Annotated in this window: 21 protein-coding genes; 14 read left to right on the top strand and 7 right to left on the bottom strand. The window is 41.7% G+C overall.

The features are described 5' to 3' along the window. Positions 1-18: 18 nt before the first annotated feature. Positions 19-243: a hypothetical protein gene (locus tag AAV98_RS15910; protein WP_060666537.1), complete on the bottom strand. Its 225-nt coding sequence runs from the start codon at positions 241-243 to the stop codon at positions 19-21. A 110-nt stretch (positions 244-353) separates the two neighbouring features. On the opposite strand from AAV98_RS15910, the gene fabL reads away from it, so the two are divergent. The 5 genes from fabL (at position 354) to AAV98_RS15885 (ending at position 4,527) form a co-directional block, all read left to right on the top strand. After that, positions 354-1,103, top strand: coding sequence for an enoyl-[acyl-carrier-protein] reductase FabL (gene fabL / locus AAV98_RS15905; protein WP_060666536.1), 750 nt, complete (start codon positions 354-356; stop codon positions 1,101-1,103). Positions 1,104-1,186: 83 nt separating this feature from the next. Further along, positions 1,187-1,384 carry a gamma-type small acid-soluble spore protein gene (locus tag AAV98_RS15900; protein WP_060666535.1) on the top strand — a complete coding sequence of 66 codons (198 nt, stop codon included), beginning with the start codon at positions 1,187-1,189 and terminating at the stop codon, positions 1,382-1,384. 270 nt (positions 1,385-1,654) lie between these two features. Continuing rightward, complete coding sequence (locus tag AAV98_RS15895) at positions 1,655-1,936, top strand: YgaB family protein (protein ID WP_060666534.1); 282 nt, start codon at positions 1,655-1,657, stop codon at positions 1,934-1,936. Between the two features lie 158 nt (positions 1,937-2,094). After that, entirely contained in the window at positions 2,095-2,625 is a 531-nt protein-coding gene (ntdP, locus tag AAV98_RS15890; protein ID WP_060666533.1) for a nucleoside tri-diphosphate phosphatase, read from the top strand. 156 nt (positions 2,626-2,781) lie between these two features. Continuing rightward, the gene (locus AAV98_RS15885) at positions 2,782-4,527 is read left to right on the top strand and encodes an ABC transporter ATP-binding protein (RefSeq protein ID WP_060666532.1); all 1,746 of its coding nucleotides are present in this window, start codon (positions 2,782-2,784) and stop codon (positions 4,525-4,527) included. A gap of 209 nt (positions 4,528-4,736) precedes the next feature. Here the strand turns inward: AAV98_RS15885 and AAV98_RS15880 are convergent, their stop codons facing one another. The 4 genes from AAV98_RS15880 to AAV98_RS20360 all read right to left on the bottom strand — a co-directional run bounded on the left by AAV98_RS15880 (position 4,737) and on the right by AAV98_RS20360 (position 12,833). Then, positions 4,737-5,834, bottom strand: coding sequence for an FUSC family protein (locus AAV98_RS15880; RefSeq protein WP_060666531.1), 1,098 nt, complete (start codon positions 5,832-5,834; stop codon positions 4,737-4,739). 634 nt (positions 5,835-6,468) lie between these two features. Then, positions 6,469-10,938: a glutamate synthase-related protein gene (locus AAV98_RS15875; protein ID WP_060666530.1), complete on the bottom strand. Its 4,470-nt coding sequence runs from the start codon at positions 10,936-10,938 to the stop codon at positions 6,469-6,471. Between the two features lie 352 nt (positions 10,939-11,290). Further along, the gene (locus AAV98_RS15870) at positions 11,291-12,586 is read right to left on the bottom strand and encodes a glutamate-1-semialdehyde 2,1-aminomutase (protein WP_060666529.1); all 1,296 of its coding nucleotides are present in this window, start codon (positions 12,584-12,586) and stop codon (positions 11,291-11,293) included. Next, positions 12,573-12,833, bottom strand: coding sequence for a hypothetical protein (locus tag AAV98_RS20360; protein ID WP_156317819.1), 261 nt, complete (start codon positions 12,831-12,833; stop codon positions 12,573-12,575). Before AAV98_RS20360 ends, AAV98_RS15870 begins: the two co-directional genes overlap by 14 nt. 660 nt (positions 12,834-13,493) lie before the next feature. On the opposite strand from AAV98_RS20360, the gene AAV98_RS15865 reads away from it, so the two are divergent. The 4 genes from AAV98_RS15865 to AAV98_RS15850 all read left to right on the top strand — a co-directional run bounded on the left by AAV98_RS15865 (position 13,494) and on the right by AAV98_RS15850 (position 16,772). After that, complete coding sequence (locus AAV98_RS15865) at positions 13,494-14,549, top strand: ABC transporter ATP-binding protein (RefSeq protein ID WP_060666528.1); 1,056 nt, start codon at positions 13,494-13,496, stop codon at positions 14,547-14,549. Continuing rightward, complete coding sequence (locus AAV98_RS15860) at positions 14,542-15,333, top strand: ABC transporter permease (protein ID WP_060666527.1); 792 nt, start codon at positions 14,542-14,544, stop codon at positions 15,331-15,333. The genes AAV98_RS15865 and AAV98_RS15860 overlap by 8 nt, the downstream gene beginning before the upstream one ends. A gap of 3 nt (positions 15,334-15,336) precedes the next feature. After that, on the top strand, positions 15,337-16,122 hold the full coding sequence (locus AAV98_RS15855; RefSeq protein WP_060666526.1) for an ABC transporter permease: 786 nt from the start codon (positions 15,337-15,339) through the stop codon (positions 16,120-16,122). A gap of 236 nt (positions 16,123-16,358) precedes the next feature. Beyond that, positions 16,359-16,772: a potassium channel family protein gene (locus AAV98_RS15850; protein WP_060666525.1), complete on the top strand. Its 414-nt coding sequence runs from the start codon at positions 16,359-16,361 to the stop codon at positions 16,770-16,772. Positions 16,773-16,778: 6 nt separating this feature from the next. Here the strand turns inward: AAV98_RS15850 and AAV98_RS20355 are convergent, their stop codons facing one another. Beyond that, positions 16,779-16,934: a hypothetical protein gene (locus tag AAV98_RS20355; RefSeq protein WP_156317816.1), complete on the bottom strand. Its 156-nt coding sequence runs from the start codon at positions 16,932-16,934 to the stop codon at positions 16,779-16,781. Between the two features lie 139 nt (positions 16,935-17,073). On the opposite strand from AAV98_RS20355, the gene bcp reads away from it, so the two are divergent. The 4 genes from bcp to perR all read left to right on the top strand — a co-directional run bounded on the left by bcp (position 17,074) and on the right by perR (position 20,659). Next, positions 17,074-17,541 carry a thioredoxin-dependent thiol peroxidase gene (bcp, locus tag AAV98_RS15845; RefSeq protein WP_060666524.1) on the top strand — a complete coding sequence of 156 codons (468 nt, stop codon included), beginning with the start codon at positions 17,074-17,076 and terminating at the stop codon, positions 17,539-17,541. A 365-nt stretch (positions 17,542-17,906) separates the two neighbouring features. Then, positions 17,907-19,454 carry an AbgT family transporter gene (locus AAV98_RS15840; protein ID WP_060666523.1) on the top strand — a complete coding sequence of 516 codons (1,548 nt, stop codon included), beginning with the start codon at positions 17,907-17,909 and terminating at the stop codon, positions 19,452-19,454. A gap of 97 nt (positions 19,455-19,551) precedes the next feature. Then, positions 19,552-20,106, top strand: a complete 555-nt coding sequence (locus AAV98_RS15835; RefSeq protein WP_060666522.1) for a cob(I)yrinic acid a,c-diamide adenosyltransferase — start codon at positions 19,552-19,554, stop codon at positions 20,104-20,106. 118 nt (positions 20,107-20,224) lie between these two features. After that, positions 20,225-20,659: a peroxide-responsive transcriptional repressor PerR gene (gene perR / locus AAV98_RS15830; protein ID WP_169289790.1), complete on the top strand. Its 435-nt coding sequence runs from the start codon at positions 20,225-20,227 to the stop codon at positions 20,657-20,659. Between the two features lie 45 nt (positions 20,660-20,704). On the opposite strand, the gene AAV98_RS15825 is transcribed toward perR, so the two are convergent. Beyond that, complete coding sequence (locus AAV98_RS15825) at positions 20,705-21,067, bottom strand: YgzB family protein (protein WP_060666520.1); 363 nt, start codon at positions 21,065-21,067, stop codon at positions 20,705-20,707. Between the two features lie 174 nt (positions 21,068-21,241). On the opposite strand from AAV98_RS15825, the gene AAV98_RS15820 reads away from it, so the two are divergent. Continuing rightward, on the top strand, positions 21,242-22,117 hold the full coding sequence (locus tag AAV98_RS15820) for a nucleotidyltransferase-like protein (protein ID WP_060666519.1): 876 nt from the start codon (positions 21,242-21,244) through the stop codon (positions 22,115-22,117). The last annotated feature ends 270 nt before the right edge of the window (positions 22,118-22,387 follow it).

Here is a 22,387-nt window from a genome sequence, read left to right as displayed (position 1 = left end):
TTGATCCTTTTTGCATGTTCAGTCATAGCTTATTCTAGTTCCGTGTGTCCAATCTGCTTCGTGCCGTTGTAATCCGCCACGCGCTTCAATTTCTTTCACAATCTCCATGTGAATGCTCTGACCCTCTGCATTTAAATAAGGGACCATTTGTTGCAAGGAATGGTGAAAGTAAGCCAGTTCGCTGTCTTTCCATTCTTTTTTGGAATGCATCGATAGTTCGGTCATATCCCGTCCAACGTACATAGTTCCTGCCTCCTTTATGGCAATGATTATGCTGTTATTGTTTGATGAATCAATAACGCTTATACTGAAAGATATTATATATAGTTTCCATACATAAAGGAGTAGAGAAGATGACAAACAAAGTGGCATTAGTAACGGGAAGCAGCCGAGGTATCGGAAAGAAAATTGCATTGGAGTTGGCTAAAGACGGGTATAACATTGTCATCAACTATAACCGCAGTAAGTCAGCTGCACAAGAGACAGCAGCCGAGATCGAAGCGCTAGGTGTAAAAGCACTGACTGTAAAGGCCAATGTCGGACAACCGGAAAAGATTAAAGAAATGTTTGTGAAAATTGATGAAGAGTTTGGTCGTCTTGATCTATTGGTAAGTAACGCTGCATCAGGAGTGTTGCGCCATGTGATGGAACTTGAGGAGTCTCATTGGGACTGGACCATGAATATCAATTCCAAGGCGTTGTTGTTTTTAGCGCAGGAGGCTGCAAAAAGAATGGAGAAGGTTGGCGGAGGTAAGATTGTCAGCATCAGCTCCCTTGGCTCCATCCGTTATTTAAAAAATTACACAACAGTTGGCGTTTCCAAGGCTGCCATTGAAGCACTGACTCGTTACCTTGCAGTTGAACTTGCAGATAAGAATATTGTGGTGAATGCAGTGTCAGGTGGGGCAGTGGATACCGATGCGTTGAAACACTTCCCAAATAGAGACGAACTGCTTGAAGATGCAAAGAATAATACACCTGCTGGACGTATGGTAGAACCTGATGATCTAGTAAATACGGTGTTGTTCTTATTATCTGATAAGGCGAGCATGATTCGAGGACAGACGATTATCGTGGATGGCGGTAGGTCTTTACTCGTCTAAAATATACAGAAAATATTTTTTAATTTTTTTGTCATAGTTTCCTTTCGAAATGGTTATCTTAAATTTCGTGGAGGTGATAAACAATGGCAAACAACAACCAACAAAACCAAGCTAAAACAGCTTCTGGTACAAGCATTCAACACGTGAAACAACAAAATGCTCAACAAAACCAACAACAACAATATGGTGCTGAGTATGCGAGCGAAACTAGCGCGCAACACGTGAAACAACAAAACGCTCAAGCTGAAGCGAAAAAGAACCAACAAAACCAACAATACTAATTAAGCAATAAAAAGAAACACTCCTTATCAAACCGATAGGGAGTGTTTCTTCGTTGTGGAAACAGAATTTCCTGCTGGGGTCTGTCCCCTTTTCGTTCGTCAAAATCAGACAAAGTCTTCAGTGGTAGATAACCGTCGACGTTATGGGGCATTTTCCTGTAGGGGTCTGACCCCTTTTTCAAAATTTTTTCCTCGACAAAACTTCCCTTAGCTCAACATATGTAGTCAAAGGGATTGGGAGATGGGGGCAGAATGTTATGAGTAGAGGGTATGGTATTTGGTAAGGAGGATGATATTGTGGTGGATAGGTTTGATGTGGCGGTGGCGGAGCAGTTGAAGACGATGGACAGATTGTTGTTACTTCAGGGAGAGATTGAGGAGAATGAAAAGGTGATAGAACAGCTGGAACAATTAAAGGAAGAAGCTGCAAAGCTAAGAAAACTAAAAGAAGACATTGCGAAGATGAAAGAGGAATTAGCAGAAATTCAGTCCATTTTTGAAACGCAAACAGAAGAGGCAATTAAATCTTTTCACTTGCAGGAGTCTTTCTAAGGGAATATGATTGGATTAAATGTTAACTTTGGAGCTATCTTCTTTTCATAAAGATGGCTCTTTTGTTTTAAAATCTTACTATAACCGTTATAATAGTAGAAAATGGATTGCTTTTAGCTGAGAAGTGCGGGCATAAAATAGAAAGAAGGGGAAGAGGAATGGGTTGTCCCAAAGAAGGTGAAACAATACAAATACATAGCTATAAGCACAACGGCCACATTCACAGAGTGTGGGATGAAACAACTGTGCTTAAGGGGACGCAAAACCTTGTTATTGGTGGAAACGACAAAACCATTGTGACAGAGTCGGACGGAAGAACCTGGGTCACAAGAGAGCCAGCAATTTGTTATTTTCATGGAAAGCATTGGTTCAATATCATCGGCATGATTAGAGAAGATGGGGTGTACTATTATTGCAACATCAGTTCACCATTTATTGCGGATGATGAAGCGTTGAAATACATAGATTATGACTTGGATATAAAGGTGTTCCCTGACATGACGTTTATTATGCTTGATGAAGATGAGTATGAAAAACATCGAAAAGAGATGAACTACCCTGAGGTAATTGATAAAATTCTTAAGAGAAACGTCCAAACGTTGATTTCCTGGATCAGGCAGCGTAAAGGTCCGTTTGCTCCGGACTTTATTGATTTGTGGTACGAGCGCTATCTTACATACCGAGGCTAGTATCATACAAAAGGCAACTGGTAACTTGATATGCCAGGCCTTTTTTGTTTTATGGCGAGTTTCAATAGGGGCGTTATAAAAAAATAAATACATGTTTCAAATTGAAAAGAGGAAGCTAAAAAGAAAGATAGCAGTCATCATTTGGGAGGAAGTCAATTGGATAGTATAAAACGGTACATGCAATTTGTAAAACCGTATAGGTGGCAAATTGTCGGTACCATACTTATAGGAATGCTGAAATTTGGGTTGCCATTATTAATTCCTTTATTATTGAAATACGTAGTCGATGATATATTGCTTGTAGATGGACGCTCAGCAGAGGAGAAAACAAACGAGCTGCTTTTAATCATGGGCGCTATTTTTGTTACTTTTTTGGTGTTAAGACCGCCAATTGAATACTATAGACAATATTTTGCACAATGGACAGGCAGCAAGGTCCTATATGATTTAAGGGATAAGTTGTTCGATCATATTCAAAGGCTGAGCTTGCGTTTTTATGCGAATAACCGGGCAGGGGAAGTTATTTCAAGGGTTATTCATGACGTGGAACAGACGAAGAATTTTGTTATCACAGGTTTGATGAACTTTTGGCTAGACTTAGCGACAATTTTGATAGTCATCATAATTATGTTTCAAGTCGACATTACGTTGACGCTTGTATCCATTATATTGTTCCCGTTTTATGGGTTCTCGATTAAGTATTTCTACAGTCGTCTGCGTCATTTGACAAGAGTGCGATCACAGGCGCTTGCAGAAGTTCAAGGGCACTTGCATGAACGGGTCCAAGGAATGCCTGTAATCCAAAGTATGGCGATTGAGGGCTACGAACAGGAGCAATTTAAAAAGCAGAACACAAACTTTTTGCAAAAAGCCTTGGATCATACAAGTTGGAACGCGAAGACTTTTGCAGTAGTAAATACAATTACAGATATTGCGCCACTTTTAGTAATTGGGTACGCAGGCTATCAGGTTATCAATCAAGGGCTGACAGTAGGGGAAATGGTTATGTTTATCGCCTATATTGACCGCCTTTACAATCCGTTGCGCCGATTGATTAATTCTTCTACTACGCTAACGCAATCTATTGCATCCATGGACCGAGTATTTGAATTTGTGGATGAGAAATATGACATTACGAATAAGCCAAATGCCGTGGAATGTAAAACCGCACGTGGTGAGGTAAGCTTTGAAAATGTTTCTTTCAAATATGAAGAAAATGAAGAGTACGTTTTGAAGGATTTATCATTGCAAGTACAAGAGGGAGAAACCATTGCCCTAGTTGGGATGAGCGGTGGCGGAAAGTCGACATTAGTAAGCTTGTTGCCGCGATTCTACGATGTCACAGAAGGTAAAATCAAGCTTGATGGATTGGATATTCGTGATGTCACCGTGCAGTCGTTACGGAAACAAATTGGCATTGTGTTGCAGGACAGCATTTTATTCAGTGATACGGTTCGCGAAAATATTGCTCTTGGTAAACCCGATGCTACAATGGATGAGATTATCGAAGCGGCCAAAGCGGCCAACGCCCATGAATTTATCTCAAGCTTGCCTGAGGGGTACGAAACGAAAGTGGGAGAGCGTGGTGTGAAGCTATCTGGTGGCCAGAAGCAGCGTGTAGCCATCGCCCGTGTATTCTTGAAGAATCCGCCAATCCTTGTAATGGATGAAGCAACATCTGCACTTGATCTGGAGAGTGAACATTTGATTCAAGAGTCGCTTGAGCGTTTGGCGGCCAACCGGACAACTTTTGTCGTCGCTCACCGTCTATCAACGATTACACATGCAAGCCGCATCGTGCTGCTTGAGCATGGTGAGATTGTAGAAGTCGGTCCCCATGAAGAATTAATGAGGAAAAAAGGTCACTATTATAATTTGTTTACGATTCAAGAAATAAGTTAATTATTGTGAGCCAACCTTTAGCGGGGTTTCTGTGCTAGGGTTGGTTTTTTTATATTTAGGGAGCCGTAGGGTTCTGGATTTTCTAGGGCATAATTATGCTTCTACCGTTTAGAGGAGACCTTCGACATTTCCCATGCCACCTTCTACATGTAAGCAATTCTCCCCATAAAAAAACACCTCCCTGCCTTTAATAAAAGCAGGAAAGTGTCCTATTCTTCTTCATGTGCTCCAATTTTAAACTCATTATCATCCACATGGTACTTCTGGAAACTATCGATTAATTTGTCCAAGTGCTCTAATTGGTCGCTATAATCAATAATCTTAGAAACGAGAGGGAACAGGTGGTACCAGACTTCGACATCGCCTTCATATTCGCACCAGTTATCTTTATGAGCCATAAATTCATCAATGAATTGCTGTTTGTTAAAACGTTCTTCTTCGTACATTTCTGAGGTGTTGTGCTGTTTAATTTTCCCGACGAATTTTAATAAGATCTGTTCGTGCAGGTTAACCAAATGATCCAATTCTGCTTTAATGTAATGCTGGTATTGTACGGGCATATGATGCAGTTCGTTTTCTAACCGGTGTAGCATTTTTAATGTATACAAAGCACGGTTACTTGTAACAATCAGCTGCCTGAAGATGACAAGTTTGCGCGCTTTTGAGCTTGAATTTTTCAATGTTGGGAAATATGTCCGTTCTTCCTTATACAGCATGAAAAGTTGTTCAAGTTTCAGCACTCGTTGATGCAGCATTTCAATATCTGTTTTTAATAGATGATGTTCCGTACCATGACGCATATTGATGCGAATCCATTTTATGATGTCTTCTGTCGTTAACTTTACCTTGTAATAAAGCCTTGTTTCATATTTGGGTGGTAGGAAAATCAGGTTGACTAGAAATGCGCAAAGGATACCAATCATGACAGTGGAGAAACGTATTAATGCAAATTCAAAAAAGTTTTCCCCAGGGCTTTCCATAATCGCGATAACGGTCACTAGAGCTAGTGGTATGGTATTTTCAATTTTTAGTTTTAAGTTAATCCCAATGACAAAAATGGCGGTCAAACCAATGATAAAAGGATCATGTCCGAATAGTAAAGAAAAGATGATGGCTAAAATTGCCCCGATCAGGTTGGCTTGAACATGTTCAATAATAGATTGATACGATTTATAGATGGATGGTTGGATAGCAAAGATTGCGGCGATTCCTGCAAAGAAGGGCGTGGGGACGTTAAGCCACTGTGCCACAAACAAAGCAAGGGTAATCGCAATACCGGTCTTGACTATTCGTGCACCAAGTTTCATTTTAATATAAGTCCTTTCTTGTCTTTCCGATGTAAATAGCCTATTATCTCGAAAGTTAAACACTTAATAGTATATGTCGGAAGTGTGGTATTCATGTTATTCGATATTGTACTATACACGGTTTCCTTAAGTAGCGCAAGCAAAAATATGGTAGAAAAAAGCCCGCAAATGGAAGATTGCGGGACTATCAAATTTTATTATTCTCTCTTACTTTGTTGATTTCCGTTCCATGCGCTTCGCTTGGCTGCGGGCGGTCCGTGAGCCTCCTCGTTTGCCTGGAGGCCACTGAATAACTGATAAAGTAAAGTATTTAGTGATTCCTAGCTGTTGATTGGAGCAAAAGGCGAAGACTCCTGAGGGAGCTAGCGCTAGGTGGAGACCCCGCAGGCGAAGCCGAGGAGGCTCCACCTAGCGCCCCTAGGAAAGCGAAGCCATTTGCGGAAATCAACAGCGGTGTTTAGTGAAATACTAAAATCAAGACTTTTTCAGTGGCCTCTTTGATTGAGGGGTCTCGCCAGTCCATTCCTCCCCCGGGCGTCTTGGCTTCCACTTCAATCAACAAGGATGCTTTAATTCACTAATCTTTTTCTAAAAAAAACCCGCAAAATTATGCGGGTTGTAGTAAAGAGATACATCATTCTGTAGATACTGCTGGGTCTGCCTGTTCTTTGACAGGGTTTACTTGCAGGAAGAAGTCTGCCGGGTTATCTATCATTTGCTTGATTTCTGCGGCTTCTTCGAGTTGGTGCTGATCTAGCAATGATTGATGATAGATGGATAGTAACTCTACAACATCCTTCAGGCCAGATGCATTCAGTGGTTCGATATTCACTTTAGCACCTTTTGCGATACGGCGTTGAAGTGCTTCTTTTGTTAAGCCCATTTCCGGCTGGTGACGAAGGTAAACAGTACCACCTGTCATACCTGCGCAGATCCATGGACCAGGGTCACCAAGGACAAGGCCGCGGCCGTTTGTCATGTACTCAAATGCAAAGCCTTTAATATTGGCATTGACGCCAAGGTTTCCATGTTCAATAGCTGGGATAGGAGTGGTAACTTTCCCGCCGATGATCATGTCTGCTCCGGAAAGACGGATACCTGCACGGGCGTCGGCGTTTCCTTGCACAACAAGCGCTCCTTTTTGTGCGCCGTAACCAAAACCTTTTCCAACGGAACCGTTGTAGAACTTGCCGTCTTTTCCTTTATATTTGAAGACGAAGATGCTACCACCGAATGCCGTTTTACCTATGCCATCTTGTGCGCCACCCTCAACCTTGATGTTGATACCGGTGGAGTTGTATGCACCAAGTCCGTTACCTGGGATGGAGCCTTTGTTGTAGCGTAGTTCTACTTCAGGAAGTTCCAGATAAGAGCCGTCCAAGCGACCGCGTACACGGTGGCAGGAAACGCGGCTGCCAAGGACGCGTTGTTCTGCTGTTACTGCATCAAATTGACGAGATTCATGCAAGTCGCTTTCTTGGTAATCGAGATATTCCGCACCAGCTGCTACAAGAAGTTTTTCTTTTTCCATACTTGCCGCTACTTCTTTTTGTGCAAGCTGCGGTACATCTAATGTATGAAGCAAGTTGGAAAGGTCCAGCGATTCCAAGCCGCGCGTTTGCTCAAGAAGATCAGAGCGGCCAACAATTTCTTGTAGGTTATCAAAACCTAAGGAAGCAGTAAGTGCTTTTAGCTCGTCACCAAAAGCGCTAAACAGGTTCATTAAGCCTTGTACGGCAAGATCTGATTGTCTGGGAACAAAACGACGAAGACCGTGATCTTTTGCTTGTGCTTCGGATTCGATTTGCGTTGCAATTCCAACGTGACAAGTATCCAAGTGACAGCCACGGCATGTTGTACAACCGATGGCGATCATGGAGAGAGTTCCAAAACCAATACGGTTGGCGCCTAATAGCATAACCTTCATGCAGTCTAGTGCACTCTTGATACCGCCGTCCGCCCAGATTTCCACTTTGTTTCGGAGTCCGGATTCAATTAACGCGTTATGCGCAGCTTTTACACCGATTTCAACTGGTAAACCTACATATTGAAGGGCATGGATTCTTGCAGCCCCTGTACCGCCGTCAAAACCACTGATGGTAATGATGTCGGCGCCAGCTTTTGCGATTCCGACTGCAATTGTACCGATATTAGGAACAACCGGTACTTTCACGGCAACTTTCGCCTGATCGTTGGCTGTTTTCAGCTCGGCAATCATCTGAGCCAAGTCTTCGATAGAGTAAATGTCATGGTTATTGGATGGAGAGATTAAATCCGATCCAATCGTTGCGTTACGTGCTTCGGCGATTTTAGCTGTTACTTTTGAACCTGGTAAGTGTCCGCCTTCACCAGGCTTTGCTCCTTGACCAATCTTGATTTCTAATAGATTGGAGCTGTTAAGTAGCTCAGCGTTTACTCCAAAACGTCCGGATGCCACTTGCTGTCCGCGGGTTTTTGGATATTTTCCAAGCATATCTTTGATTTCGCCACCCTCACCATTCAGGCTGACCATGTTCAGTTTATCTGCTGCTTCGGCATATGCTCTAAATGCTATTTCGTTTTGAGAACCAAAAGACATGGATGCAATGACGAATGGTAAATCGTGCGCGCCTACCCCAATATTCACTTTTTCTTTTGCAGGTTGTTTGCCGGCCACCCTCAAGTCAGTTAAATGACGGATGGTAATCGGATTTTTCGTTTCTTGTTCATCGAGTTTTTCACGATAGTCATCGTATGTTCCGTTCTTTGCCACGTCCCCGATTGCTTTCCAGATACGAGGGAAGAGGTGGAACGATTTGCCTGGACGAGCTTTTTCATCTTCAAAGTCCACTGCACGCTCTGCAGCATCCTCTTTTAATTTTGTAAAATTAAAGCCCAGTTTGTCGGAACCTAAGAAATTGACGATGCAAAGCGCATTCTCCACTTCTTGATGCAGGCCGATTGCTGAGAATAAGCGACCGTATCCTCTTAATTCATGGATACCAATTGTGGAAATAACTTTTTCCATACCTTTTGTCAATGCCCCGAAAAGGTTCACAACAGGCTTAGTTGTCTCATCACTCACTGTACCGAATAGTAGGTACGGACTGATAGCATTTGCACCAAGTCCAATAGCAACCATGACATCATGCAGGGAGCGAATGGCACCGGAACGCAGCATTAATGCGCATTTGCGGCGATATTGATGTTGAACTAACTCTTCATTAATCGCTGCCGTCACAAGATGCGGATCCAACCAAAGCTGTCCATCCTTATGTGCTTGGGCATCATCAATAATCAATAATGTTTTGCCGTCTTTTACTGCAGCCACTGCCTCCGCTTTTAAACGGTCTAAAGCAGAGGTAATATCTTCATCCGAACTACAGGTAGCATTTACGTAATACGTTAAGCCTTGTGTTTGGAACTTGTTTACCACTTGGTCGTAAGAAGGCTGCCCTAACTCTGAGGCGCAATCCATGCCTACCTGGCCTTCTATCAATAGGGGAGTAAGAAGCTCCATTGTGTAGCCGTTTGGTACATCGTCTTCTTTTTGTAGAGCAGGACGAGCACCTAGAACCGTTCTGGTAGAAAAATGTTCTGTCTCACGGTCACGGTCAATGGCCGGATTTGTTACGACTGCAACGCTTTCTTTTATAAAATCAGCAATATTGTTGCGGCCAGGATTCATAGCAGCAAGCGGCACGTCATGACCAAGGGAACGGATCGGTTCTGCCCCTTTTTCTGCCATCTGTTCAATCAACTGAATATGCTCACGGTCCCAACCAAAAGCTGCATAATGTCCGTTATGCACTTTTGCAAGTGGGGCAGTAGAAACGTAGTGTTCAAGTTTCGGAGCCTGAAGACGCTCAGCGAAGCCTTCCACTGCAAACTTCTTGTTCATACGTTGATAAACTTCTTCTTGATAAGCATGGTAGTCGAATACTTTAATTGTATCGCCAACCCACTTCATCCCAACTTTTTCACCTGGGGAGAATGGCTTTGGCTCTGACATGTATTCTGTTGTAGGAATAATACCTGGCTCAGATGAAAAATAAAACGATGTTTCCGTTTCTAACATCCAAAGTGGACGAAGTCCGAGAGCATCTAGACTGAATACAGCTTCGTCTTTATTACGAGAGATGATGCCGGCAGGTCCTTGGGAGAAATGCCCCCATGTTTCACGTACGTATGTGTATAGATCTTGTAAATGAGCAGGATAGCTTTTGATTTCATTGATTATTGGAGGGAATACAATATCAAGTGCCTCAAATAGGGTGAAGCCATCTCGAGAAATCAATGTATCAATTGTTCTGTTTAAGTCCTGAGAATCACTTCCTCCATTTGTTAGCGGTACGCCAATCATTGTTGCCTCGTCACGAAGCTTAGCAATTGTATTGATCTCACCGTTATGTCCTAGGACGCTAAATGGTTGCACACGAAAAAAGTTTGAAAGTGTATTAGTAGAATAGCGGTTATGACCAAGTGTCATCGTGGACGCTACAAGCGGGCTTGCAAGGTCATGATAGAATTTTGGCAAGATATCTCCGGCACCCATCACTTTATAGACAGCATGATAGTTGGATAAGGATGCAACATGGACGTCATCATTTTTTTCGATCTCAATGGCAGCTTGAAATAATTGCGCTTGCGTGCACTCTTCTTTTTCAGAAACCAAGGCAATCTGCCAAAACACTGGGTCTTGGATGATCGCAATCGGTCCTAATGCTTCAGAAGATGTAACAGTATCAGAAGAAAAAACTAGTTTAAGAGATTCTTTTTCTAGAATGCTCGTAATCTCGCTTTTTACTTGGTCTACATTTACGTGGTGATTAATGAAGAAGTGACCGACTACGAAATCTTCGCGCTCTACAAGCGAAGTGTCTTGGTTGGCTTTCTCAAGTTTTTCTTTCCATAGTACTCGTGGGATATCGATATGAATACCGACACCGTCTCCTTCACCATTAATAAAACCTGCACGGTGGTTCATTTTGACAAGAGCATCTATACAATCATCAATATTTTTCTTTGTTGGGATTTTTTTCTTTTCAATAGCGGATACAATACCACATGCATCATGTTCTGCGTTGTGAAAATCTTTAAATGAACTTGGACTCCAGTTTTTCATATGGATTGGCTGTTAACTAGGGATAAACGTGGGGACCCTAACTAGCCATTCACCTCCTGTGGTTTGATAGTTTGATAAGAAAAACCTATGCAGTTAGTAGTGCCTATTCGTTCTGCGTGAGGTAAGCTCGGCGGTTTTCTTATAAATAGGTAAAAAGTGAGGAAAAACAAAAAAGGGAATTTTCAGACTTTAAATTATATACTAACATTTCAAACAATAAAAATCAATTTTTTATGCAAAAAAATGAAGAGGTCATACAAGTGGGAGGGTAATAAAAGTGCTTATTTGTAAGCGTTTTCAAGGTTTGATGTAGAAAAAGACAGCGTGTTAATGTACACGCTGTTTTGCATATTTATGCAGTTGCTAATTCTTTGAATGCATGCTCTACTGCATCTAGTGTTACTCTTACATCTTCTTCGGTATGCTCGGTTGTTACAAACCATGCTTCGTATTTGGAAGGGGCTAGATTAATTCCTTGATTCAGCATGAGTTTGAAGAATTTTGCAAACTGTTCACCGTCGGTATTTTCCGCCTGTTCATAGTTAACTACTTTTTCATCTGTAAAGTAGATGGTCAGTGCTCCTTTAAGGCGGTTAATGGTAATGGTAATACCGTACTTTTCTGCTCGTTCGAGAATACCTTCTTCTAGCAATCCGCCGATATAATCGAGGTGATCATAGACTCCTTCTTTTTGAAGTACTTCCAAGCAAGCAATTCCTGATAAGATGGACGCGGGATTACCTGCCATGGTTCCTGCCTGATAAGCAGGGCCTAGTGGCGCTACCTTTTCCATAATCTCAGCACGGCCCCCATACGCTCCGATTGGTAGACCGCCACCTATGATCTTCCCAAGCGCTGTGAGATCTGGTGTGATACCAAGCATATCTTGTGCTCCTCCGTACATAAAGCGGAATGCTGTTATTACCTCATCGTAAATTACCAATGCGCCAGCTTCATGACTGATATCGTTCACAGCTTGGAGGAAGCCGGGTTTTGGTTCAACGATGCCGAAGTTACCAACGATTGGCTCCACAAGGACACCTGCAATCTGGTCACCCCATTTTTCCATCGCTTCACGGAACGGTTCGATATCATTAAAAGGAACCGTGATTACTTCATTGGCAATACTCTTAGGTACTCCAGCGGAATCTGGTGTGCCAAGTGTTGCCGGACCAGATCCTGCTGCAACAAGAACAAGGTCAGAGTGACCGTGATAGCAGCCAGCAAACTTGATGATTTTGTCGCGACCGGTGTAAGCACGTGCCACACGAATTGTTGTCATTACCGCTTCTGTCCCGGAGTTGACGAAACGTACCTTGTCCATTCCAGGCATCGCTTCTTTCAGCATTTTTGCGAATTTCACCTCATGGGGAGTAGGTGTTCCGTATAGAATTCCGGTTTGTGCTGCTTTTGTAATGGCTTCGGTTATGTGAGGATGGGCATGACCGGTGATAATTGGGCCGTATGCTGCCAGGTAGTCGATGTATTTATTTCCGTCGACATCCCAAAAGTAAGCTCCTTCCGCACGTTCCATTACTACTGGTGCGCCGCCACCAACGGCTTTATAAGAACGTGACGGGCTATTTACACCGCCAACGATATGTTGCAAGGCTTCTTCGTGTATTTGTTGTGATTTAGAAAAGTTCATGATGGATCGAGTCCTCCTCTTGATTAAGGTAAATCAAATGATATGTTATTTTATCATGAATGTGGTGGGGATGTAACGGAGAATGGCTGGTGGAGTCAGGGAAGAGCGGAAACAATGTCAGAAAAGGAAGAAAGCGGTTGGTTTTGACATCGCAGAGTGGGAACGTTGCCAAAAGAAGAAGGAAGTAGTCGATTCGGTCATCCAATGACGCCGGCTCCACTGCTTTTTGCCGTTCACCGGTCGTCATACACCTCCAATGACGCCGGCTCCTCAGCTTTTTGCCGTTCACCGGTCGTCATACACCTCCAATGACGCCGGCTCCTCAGCTTTTTGCCGTTCACCGGTCGTCATACATCTCCAATGACGCCGGCTCCACTATTTTTTGCCGTTCACCGGTCGTCATACACCTCCAATGACGCCGGCTCCTCAGCTTTTTGCCGTTCACCGGTCGTCATACATCTCCAATGACGCCGGCTCCACAGTTTTTTGCCCTTCACCGGTCGTCATACACCTCCAATGAAGCCGGCTCCACAGCATTTTGCCCTTCACCGGTCGTCATACACCTCCAATGACGCCGGCTCTTCTGTTTTTTCTCCTTCACCGGTCGTCATACACCTCCAATGAAGCCGGCTCCACTGCTTTTTCACTCTTTCCGGGCATCATTGAAACCCCCTCTCTTTTACCATAGAGCGGGAACGATGCCAAAAGAAGAAGGGAGCAGTTGATCTTGTTATCGTAAAATTACTATCTTCCTAGTTACAACTCAATCAAATTTTTATTACACCCCAAATAAGCAATCAAGCAATTCCCAAAGCTTCCCGTTTGAGTGTTCCCCCTTACTTGTAATACACTAGTCTCTATGAGCTTTTTTTCAAACAAGCACATTAATAGAAAGGAAGTAACTTAGATGCATAACGTCATAGAAGTAGATTCACTCCGCAAAGAGTTTAAAGCATATTCTAGTCGTTCTGGTTTGAAGGGAGCGTTCCGCGACCTTTTTACGAGAAATTATAAAATAGTGCCAGCCGTCAACGATGTGTCTTTTACCATTAAGCAAGGGGAGATGGTAGGATATATCGGGGAAAATGGTGCAGGAAAGTCCACCACCATTAAAATGCTGACCGGCATTCTCACCCCGACATCCGGGACAGTGCGTGTAAATGGCATGAACCCGCATAAAGAAAGGGAAGAGTTTGTCCGCTCCATTGGAGTGGTATTCGGCCAACGTTCCCAGCTTTGGTGGGACATCGCGGTACAAGAGTCTTTCCGTCTTCTGAAAAAAGTATATAAAGTTTCAGACGAGGATTATAACGAGCATATGGACCATGTCATTAAGACGCTTGATATAGGTCACCTCCTTGATAAGCCGGTAAGAAAGTTGTCACTAGGGCAGCGCATGCGATGTGAACTGGCAGCAGCACTCATTCACAATCCGCCATTGCTTTTCCTGGATGAACCTACAATAGGATTGGATGTTCTTGTAAAGCTTAAGATCCGTCAGTTTTTAAAAGAAATAAACGAAAAATATAAAACAACTATTCTATTAACCACCCATGACATGGCAGACATCGAAGCACTCTGCGAAAGAGTCGTTATGTTAGACGAAGGGAAAATCATCTATGATGGTTCCCTACAAAAGCTACGTAACAACTGGGGAGAAGGAAAGCAAATTCGATTCCAGTTTGCTCAGAATGTGACAGAAGAACAACTGATGCCGTTGACTCCTGATCTCGACGTTCATTGGAAAAATGAGGGGAAAGAAACAATTTGGAGCGCGGTGGTGTCTAAAGAAGAAGAGGAAATTTCCGAACTCATTGGAAGGGTTGTGGGTCAATTTGCCATCACAGACCTCACCATCCAAGAGATTTCCACAGAGGAAATTATTCGCAATATCTATGATAAGGGAATGGGTGCTACCGGGGATGGGTTATCCAAAAAGCAACCGGTGTTGACACATGGATAAATATATCGAAATGATACGCATCCGCTTTTTGATGATGCTCGCGTATCGAACGAACTATTATTCTGGAATTCTGATTTATAGCATTAATATAGGAGCCTACTACTTCCTTTGGCAGGCAATATATAGCGGAAAAGAAGATATCCAAGGTATTTCTACCATCCAAATGACAACCTATGTAGCCGTATCATGGATGGCTCGTGCGTTTTATTTCAATAATATTGATCGAGAAATTGCCCAAGAGATAAAAGAAGGAAAAGTTGCTGTAGAATTAATCAGGCCGTATAACTATCTAGGAATGAAAACGATGCAAGGGCTGGGAGAAGGGATTTTCCGCCTAGTGTTTTTCTCTGTGCCAGGAATGTTCATCGTGGCATTGGTCTTTCCGCTGGAGTTCTCTGCAAACTTTGCCACGTGGGGTCTTTTCGGGATCTCCATCATCTTCAGTTTTATTGTGAATACACAGATCAACTTGCTTACAGGTATCATGACGTTCTTTCTATTTAATAATGACGGGTTGATTCGTGCGAAGCGTGTCGTCATTGATTTATTTTCTGGATTGCTTTTACCTATCAGCTTTTACCCGTTATGGGCACAAGACGTCATGAGTTTCCTGCCGTTTCAGGCAATCAGTTATATCCCAAGTATGATTTTTACAGAGGGTATTACAGGAAATGCTGTATTTCAAGCCCTGTTCATGCAGGCAGTCTGGGTGTTCATTTTGATTATTCCGATACAGTTGCTGTGGAATTTGGCAAAAAAACAATTAGTCGTGCAAGGAGGATGAGGAATGTTTTATGTTTCGATGTTTTTTCAATACATTGGCCAGTATATGAAAACACGGTTCCAATACCGCGCTGACTTGGTCGTGGAAATCCTCTCCGACTTGTTGTTTCAGGCCGTGAACCTGGTGTTTATCTTGGTTGTCTTTGGCCATACTCAGCTTTTGAGCGGTTGGAGCAGGGAAGAAATTATATTCATTTATGGGTTCTTTTTGGTGCCGTTTGCGCTGTTTTCTTCGTTCTTTAATATTTGGGATTTTAATGAAAGGTATATCGTAAAAGGAGAGATGGACCGGATCCTGACTAGGCCAATTCACAGTCTGTTTCAAGTTGTGCTCGAGCGAATGGAACTGGAATCCTTATTTGGTGTGGTAACAGGTGCTGCCATCATGGTCTATGCAGGAAATCTCCTGGATCTCACTTTTGCCTGGTACGATTATCTACTATTAATTATTTTTGTTCTTGGAGGAGCGCTAGTGTATGCAGGTATATTCGTCTTGCTTGCAAGTATCGGTTTCTGGTCAGATGCAAGAACATCGATAATGCCAATGATGTATAATATCGGGAATTACGGTAGATACCCAGTTGATATTTACAACAGTGTCATCCGTTTTGTTTTGACTTGGATTCTTCCTTTTGCGTTTGTAGGTGTTTATCCGTCTGCATATTTCCTTGGCAGGTCCGAGTGGTATGGATACGCGTTTATGACTCCATTTATCGGACTGGCTTTCTTTATTCTGGCCGTATTCGTCTGGAATGTTGGAGTCACCAAATATAGAGGTGCGGGGAATTAAAGCTTACAAGTTTAACCGTTCCTTTGCGTTGTAGGCACTTGCTTTGCGGGGGTGCTTGAGCCTCCTAGCTTTGCTGCGGGGTCTCAAGCTACCGCTATCTCCCGCCGGAGTCGAGTGCCTTCCGCTCCAATCCACTCGTAAATAGGTACGATCAAGCTTAATAAAAACAAAAAGCATACCTGCTCTTCTGACGCGTATATTGTACTAATGGCATGTCCACGCATTGGAGGAGTAGGATGCTTTATTTATTTATCGTCATCTTCATATTCATCGCTATTTTCATAAGCTTTTCACATGTATTCTCTTCAGAAAGCAGAAGCATACCTTATGTTTCAAAAGAGACACTCCTTCTGTTACTGTTGATATACTCTACACTTCTGCTTTCATTTGGCCTGTTATATACCGTTCTTCATATTGAAGGACACCCTGTTCTGTTGGAAAGAGGCGAGCTGATCAACGGAAGCTACTTTTCTATTTTCTTTCGTTCTGTCTACTTTAGTGCCATTACCATTTTGACAGTTGGATATGGTGATATTACTCCAATAGGTATTGGCAGGGCTATTGCCATGATAGAAGCATTGATAGGTTTCGTTATGCCTGCAGCCTTTGTAGTAAGGGTGGTCCTGCATATGGACGGGCGTGAGAGGTAGTTATTACTAATTGCCCTCGTTTAGAAAGCGATTTGATAACTCAGATATCGGTTCCGCACAGTTGGCGTCAGCGTTCAAAGGAGTCTCGATGGACTTCTGGTTAACGCTGATTTTTTTCTTATGCTCAGTAACTGCTCCTTCGTGTAATTCTACTTTCTTCATATACCTTCCTCCATTCGTTTCAATTATCATTAGTTTAGGTCAATTGTGAAAGTATATGTATGGTAGTGCTTTTCTTGATAATTCTTCGTGCTTTCGATAGGCTTAAAGATACAGAAATCGTTTAAGGAGGAGTTTTAAGATGACAATAGATGTTGGCAAAAAGGCACCTGATTTTTCTTTACTGTCTAATACAGGCGAAACAGTGTCCCTTTCAAGTTTTCAAGGCAAAAATGTCGTACTATATTTCTATCCAAAAGATATGACCCCTGGATGCACCACGCAGGCTTGCGATTTCCGGGATATGCATGAAGACTTCTCTAATCTGGATACAGTTATTCTTGGAATAAGTCCAGACCCTCAATCAAGGCATGAAAAGTTTATTGAAAAGCACGGGTTGCCGTTTATGCTTTTAGTGGACGAAGATCATGAAGTAGCAGAACGTTACGAAGTGTGGAAACTGAAGAAAAATTTCGGAAAAGAATATATGGGTATTGAACGCTCCACATTCATCATCAATAAAGAAGGCGAACTAGTAAAAGAGTGGAGAAAAGTAAAAGTGAAGGGTCACGTGGAAGAGGCTTTACGTTTTATTAAAGAAAACCTTTAAGAGGAAAAGCCTTTTTTAAAATAATTGAGGCAAACGTCTAACTACAAAAGGTCCCTTCCAGAGTATTTTATAGTGTAGGGCATACCTCCTCAAAAAGTTGACGTGATTAGAGTGTGAGCATAGAGCTTGCACTCCTTTTTTATGATATGAATGTCTCTATTATGGGTAAAGTAAATAAGGAGACATAGCGGACAAGTACGTTAGCTGAATAAAGGATACATAGTATTATTATTATTTGAAAAATTGGTTATTTTATGTATATTCCTTGAACACTTCCATCCGAGAGTGTTTTTTATTATACTGGTAAAGGATTTTTTTCTTCTTATTTTTTGAAAATTTAATAGATTGAGAAAGGGGATTTTAAAATGGAAGCAACGCAAAAGAAACGCGGCTTTGTTATGCGTGCTCTTGATAGCATTGAGCGCGTTGGTAATAAGTTGCCACATCCGGTTACGTTATTCGCGATATTCGCGTTATTGGTAATTATCGCTTCTGGAATTTTTTCCAGCATGGGTGTACAAGTAGACGATCCTTTAAATGAAGGAGAAGTTCTTACTGTTAAGAATTTAATGAGCTCAGAAGGAATTGCTTACATCTTTGAAAGTGCCGTAACAAACTTTACAGGCTTTGCTCCGCTTGGAACAGTGCTTGTAACAATGATTGGTATCGGTATTGCGGAAAGATCTGGACTTATCAGCGCCGGTCTTCGCGGTTTGGTAACATCTGTCCCAAAACAGCTTATGACAGCTTCTCTAGTATTTGGAGGAATTATGTCATCTATGGCAGCAGATGCTGGATATGTTGTCTTAACACCGCTTGGTGCAGTGCTTTTCGCAGGACTTGGTAGGCATCCGCTGGCCGGACTTGCAGCAGCGTTTGCTGGAGTATCTGCTGGGTTCAGTGCAAACTTGCTATTAACATCTCTTGATCCCTTATTAGGATCTTTAACACAAGAAGCGGCAGCAACAGTTGACCCAGAATATGCTGCAGGAATGAACTACATGATGAACTTCTACTTCATGTTTGCTTCAGTATTTGTTCTAACTATTGTTGGAACGTTTGTAACGGATAAAATCGTTGAACCTCGCCTTGGTGAGTACAAAGGTGCTTATAAAGGGGACGTTGATTACTTAAAACCTGAAGAGAAAAAAGGATTATGGGCTGCGTTATTTGCATTTATTGCAACGATTGCAGTTATGGCATTGCTAGTAGTACCTTCTTGGGGACCACTACGTGGAGATGGCTCATTCCTAGAAGCGCCATTTTTCCATACGCTTGTACCAGTAATTCTGATCATGTTCTTCATTCCGGGGCTTGTATATGGAATGATTACAAAATCAATAAAAAATGATAAAGACGTAGCCAACCAGATGTCAGACACAATGGCAACGATGGGTGCATATATCGTACTTGCATTTGTTGCTGGTCAGTTTGTTGCTTACTTTAATGAAACAAACCTTGGACTTGTTCTTGCTGTTAATGGAGCAGAACTCATCCAAGGAATCGGTTTTGATAGCGATAATCGTTTTATGAGCATTCTTTTAATTCTTGTATTTATGATTGTAGCTGGCTTTATTAATCTATTTATCGGAAGTGCTTCTGCTAAATGGGCAATCATGGCCCCGGTATTTGTTCCCATGATGATGGGTCTAGGGTATTCCCCAGAGCTTACGCAATTGGCATACCGTGTTGCAGATTCCACTACTAACGTCATCTCACCATTGATGCCTTATTTTGCAATCGTCATAGCGTTTGCCCAAAAGTATGACAAAAAGGTGGGGATTGGTACATTAATCTCTACGATGATTCCATACTCAGTGTTCTTCTCTATTGTATGGGTGATCATGCTTATTGTTTGGATCCTGACAGGTTTACCAATCGGACCGAACGCTCCAATTGATTATGTAGGTTAATAAATAGGAAACACCTGCTTGTCTATAATGGACTTGCAGGTGTTTTTTTGCTATAAGGAAAGTAGTAGCTAAAAAATGTAGAGTAGGGGATGAAGTTATGAAAATTTATACAAAAACAGGCGATAAAGGACAAACTTCTTTAGTGTACGGACAAAGAGTGGATAAAAATCATGTGCGTGTAGAAGCATATGGAACATGTGATGAAGCCAATTCCATGATTGGACTTGCGGTTGCGTATCTTAACGACGAAGACTTCATTCGTAAAGAAACATTGATCAAGTCATTCTCCAACATCCAGACAATCCTTTTTCACGTGGGGGCAGAACTTGCCACACCAGCAGGAAAAGAAGTGAAATGGAAGCTGACAGAAAAGCATGTGAAAAGTCTCGAGGACGAAATGGACGAACTTGATGGAACTCTTCCTCCGTTGACGAATTTCGTACTACCAGGGGGCTCGAAAGCTGGAGCGGCTTTGCATAGTGCACGAACGATTGTAAGAAGAGCGGAAAGATCTGCAGTAAGCTTGAGTGATGAGCTTTCTCCAAATGTACTTGCTTATTTAAACCGTCTTTCTGACTATTTATTTGTCGTTGCACGCTATGTGAACAGTCAGTTAAAGAAGGAAGAACCAATTTTAAAGCCAGAGGTTTAAAATCTGGATAACTTCATATAGATATAAGTAATAACATTGACAAAAATATCAATTTCAATGTACACTAATTATAAATATTATAAAGTAATAATCTTTATGAAAAGCGAGGTGCATGACTGTGGCAAACGAACAATTAAAAGAAGCGCTTGAAACGCTAAAACAAACTGGAGTTCGCATAACTCCACAGCGTCATGCGATTTTAGAGTATCTTATTCAATCTATGTCTCATCCGACAGCTGACGATATATACAAAGCACTTGAAGGAAAGTTTCCAAACATGAGTGTCGCGACCGTTTACAACAACCTGAGAGTTTTCCGAGAAGTGGGTCTTGTGAAAGAATTGACCTACGGAGACAACTCCAGTCGTTTTGACTACGTGACTACCGACCATTACCATGTGATCTGTGACGAGTGCGGCAAAATTGTCGACTTCCATTATCCTGGTCTTGATGAAGTAGAAGCGTTGGCTGCCCATGTTACTGGATTTAAAATTTCTCGCCATCGCATGGAAATTTACGGTGTCTGCCCAGAGTGTGACAAAGGCGCTCATTGACCTTTTGTATCGGGGGAAACATCCAATAAAAAAAGCTGATAGGACTTAGCTCCTATCAGCTTTCTTTTTTGAGTTGTAATCTTCATTAAATTCTTTCCCTTCAAGGGAAGGATCCATCGTTAACGGTTCGTTACAATACATACACATATCAACACGGCCAAGAACTTTAGTATGCCTCCCGCAGTTCGGGCAAACTACCTGAACAGCTTTAGTCGATAACATGCCGATCCAGAAATAAACAACTGTGGAACCAACGATGCATAAAAGCCCCAATAACATAAACAAAGTCATGACTAACATGTTTCCTTGAAAGAATATTCCTATATACATAACGAAGAAACCGATAAAGACAAGACTTAGTGCAAAGGTTCTTATTTTATTAATTTTACTTGAATATTTACGAGCCATAAACACTACCTCCTAAAACAATATAATAGCACATTTTGTCTTAAAATGGAGTTACAGTCACACACATGTTGAAATTGCAAAAAGACCGAATGTTCTGGATTAATATTGATAAAAAGGTTTTTAAAAGAAAGTGTCGAATAATAGGGGGAACCCTTTAAAGATGGAGGTCTTAAGATGGAAGATTTACTTCGTCCTATCTATCAAGAACGCGCAAGTCAATCAAACACGCAAGGAATATTAATGATAGAAAAGAAAAACCCCGTTAGCCCAAATACAGATAAATTTGATGTAATTCTCTTTATGGTTGTAAAAGAATTAGATGAATCCTTATATGTAAAACACTATGAATTGCTCCAAAAGAAAGCCGCACTTTACATCGCAAGCGAACAGCAATTAGATGAATGGATAACGCTTGGAACGAATCGCAGAGTCATTGATTGGATCATCAATGGGAAAGTGCTCTTTGACCGAAACGAGTTTATCTATGCCTTAAGAGGTAAACTCCTTGATTTCCCTCTTGAAGACCGTAAACTAAAAATTGGTTTAGAATTTGCTAAACTAATAAGAAGATACCTAGAAGGTAAAGATTTCTTTGATTCCAAACATTACATCGATGCTTATAACCATATCGTTCATTCTCTTCACCACTTGGCAAGGTTGGCAGTTATCGATCACGGTTTCCATCCAGAAATCACCGTCTGGAACCAGGTGAAGAAAATAGAACCAGAAATCTACAAATTATATGAAGAACTCATTCAAGGGGAAGAACCAATTGATAAAAGACTCGAACTTCTTTTCCTTGCAAATGAGTTCATGATCTATTCCAGAACAAGAACAGGAGCTAAACATCTAATAGAAGTGTTAATGGAGAAAAAAGAACCTTGGTCCTATAATGATATGTTGCATCATCCTAAACTCCAGAAGTATTCTGTAGATCTAAGCGTACTAGTTGAATACTTAGTAGAAAAAGGCTTCCTGCAAGTGGAGAAAAAACAAACTAAAGGTAACGGTGTCTTCCATCGACTTTATCAGGTCGTGCCAGATAAATAATAACAAATGATGTTCCGTTTAAGGCTCCTAATGAGGGTGGATTTCCTTAGGAGCTTTAGCTTTTCTTTTCCTTTTGAAAATTATTTTAAAAAAGTTTAAAACATGTATTGACGATGTTTGTCGTTACATGGTATATTATTATTCGTCGCCGCAAGTGAAAAGCTTAAACGCGACAACGAGAAAAAGAAATTAAAAAACATGTTGACTTATAACAATGAAACATGTTATATTAATAAAGTCGCTTCTGAGCGACGAGCTGATGAAAATGAT

It is taken from the genome of Bacillus sp. CHD6a (assembly GCF_001293645.1).
Lineage (GTDB): Bacteria > Bacillota > Bacilli > Bacillales > Bacillaceae_I > Sutcliffiella_A.
The sequence above is the reverse complement of the archived record's forward strand: the minus strand, read 5'-3'. Positions and strand labels throughout refer to the sequence as shown.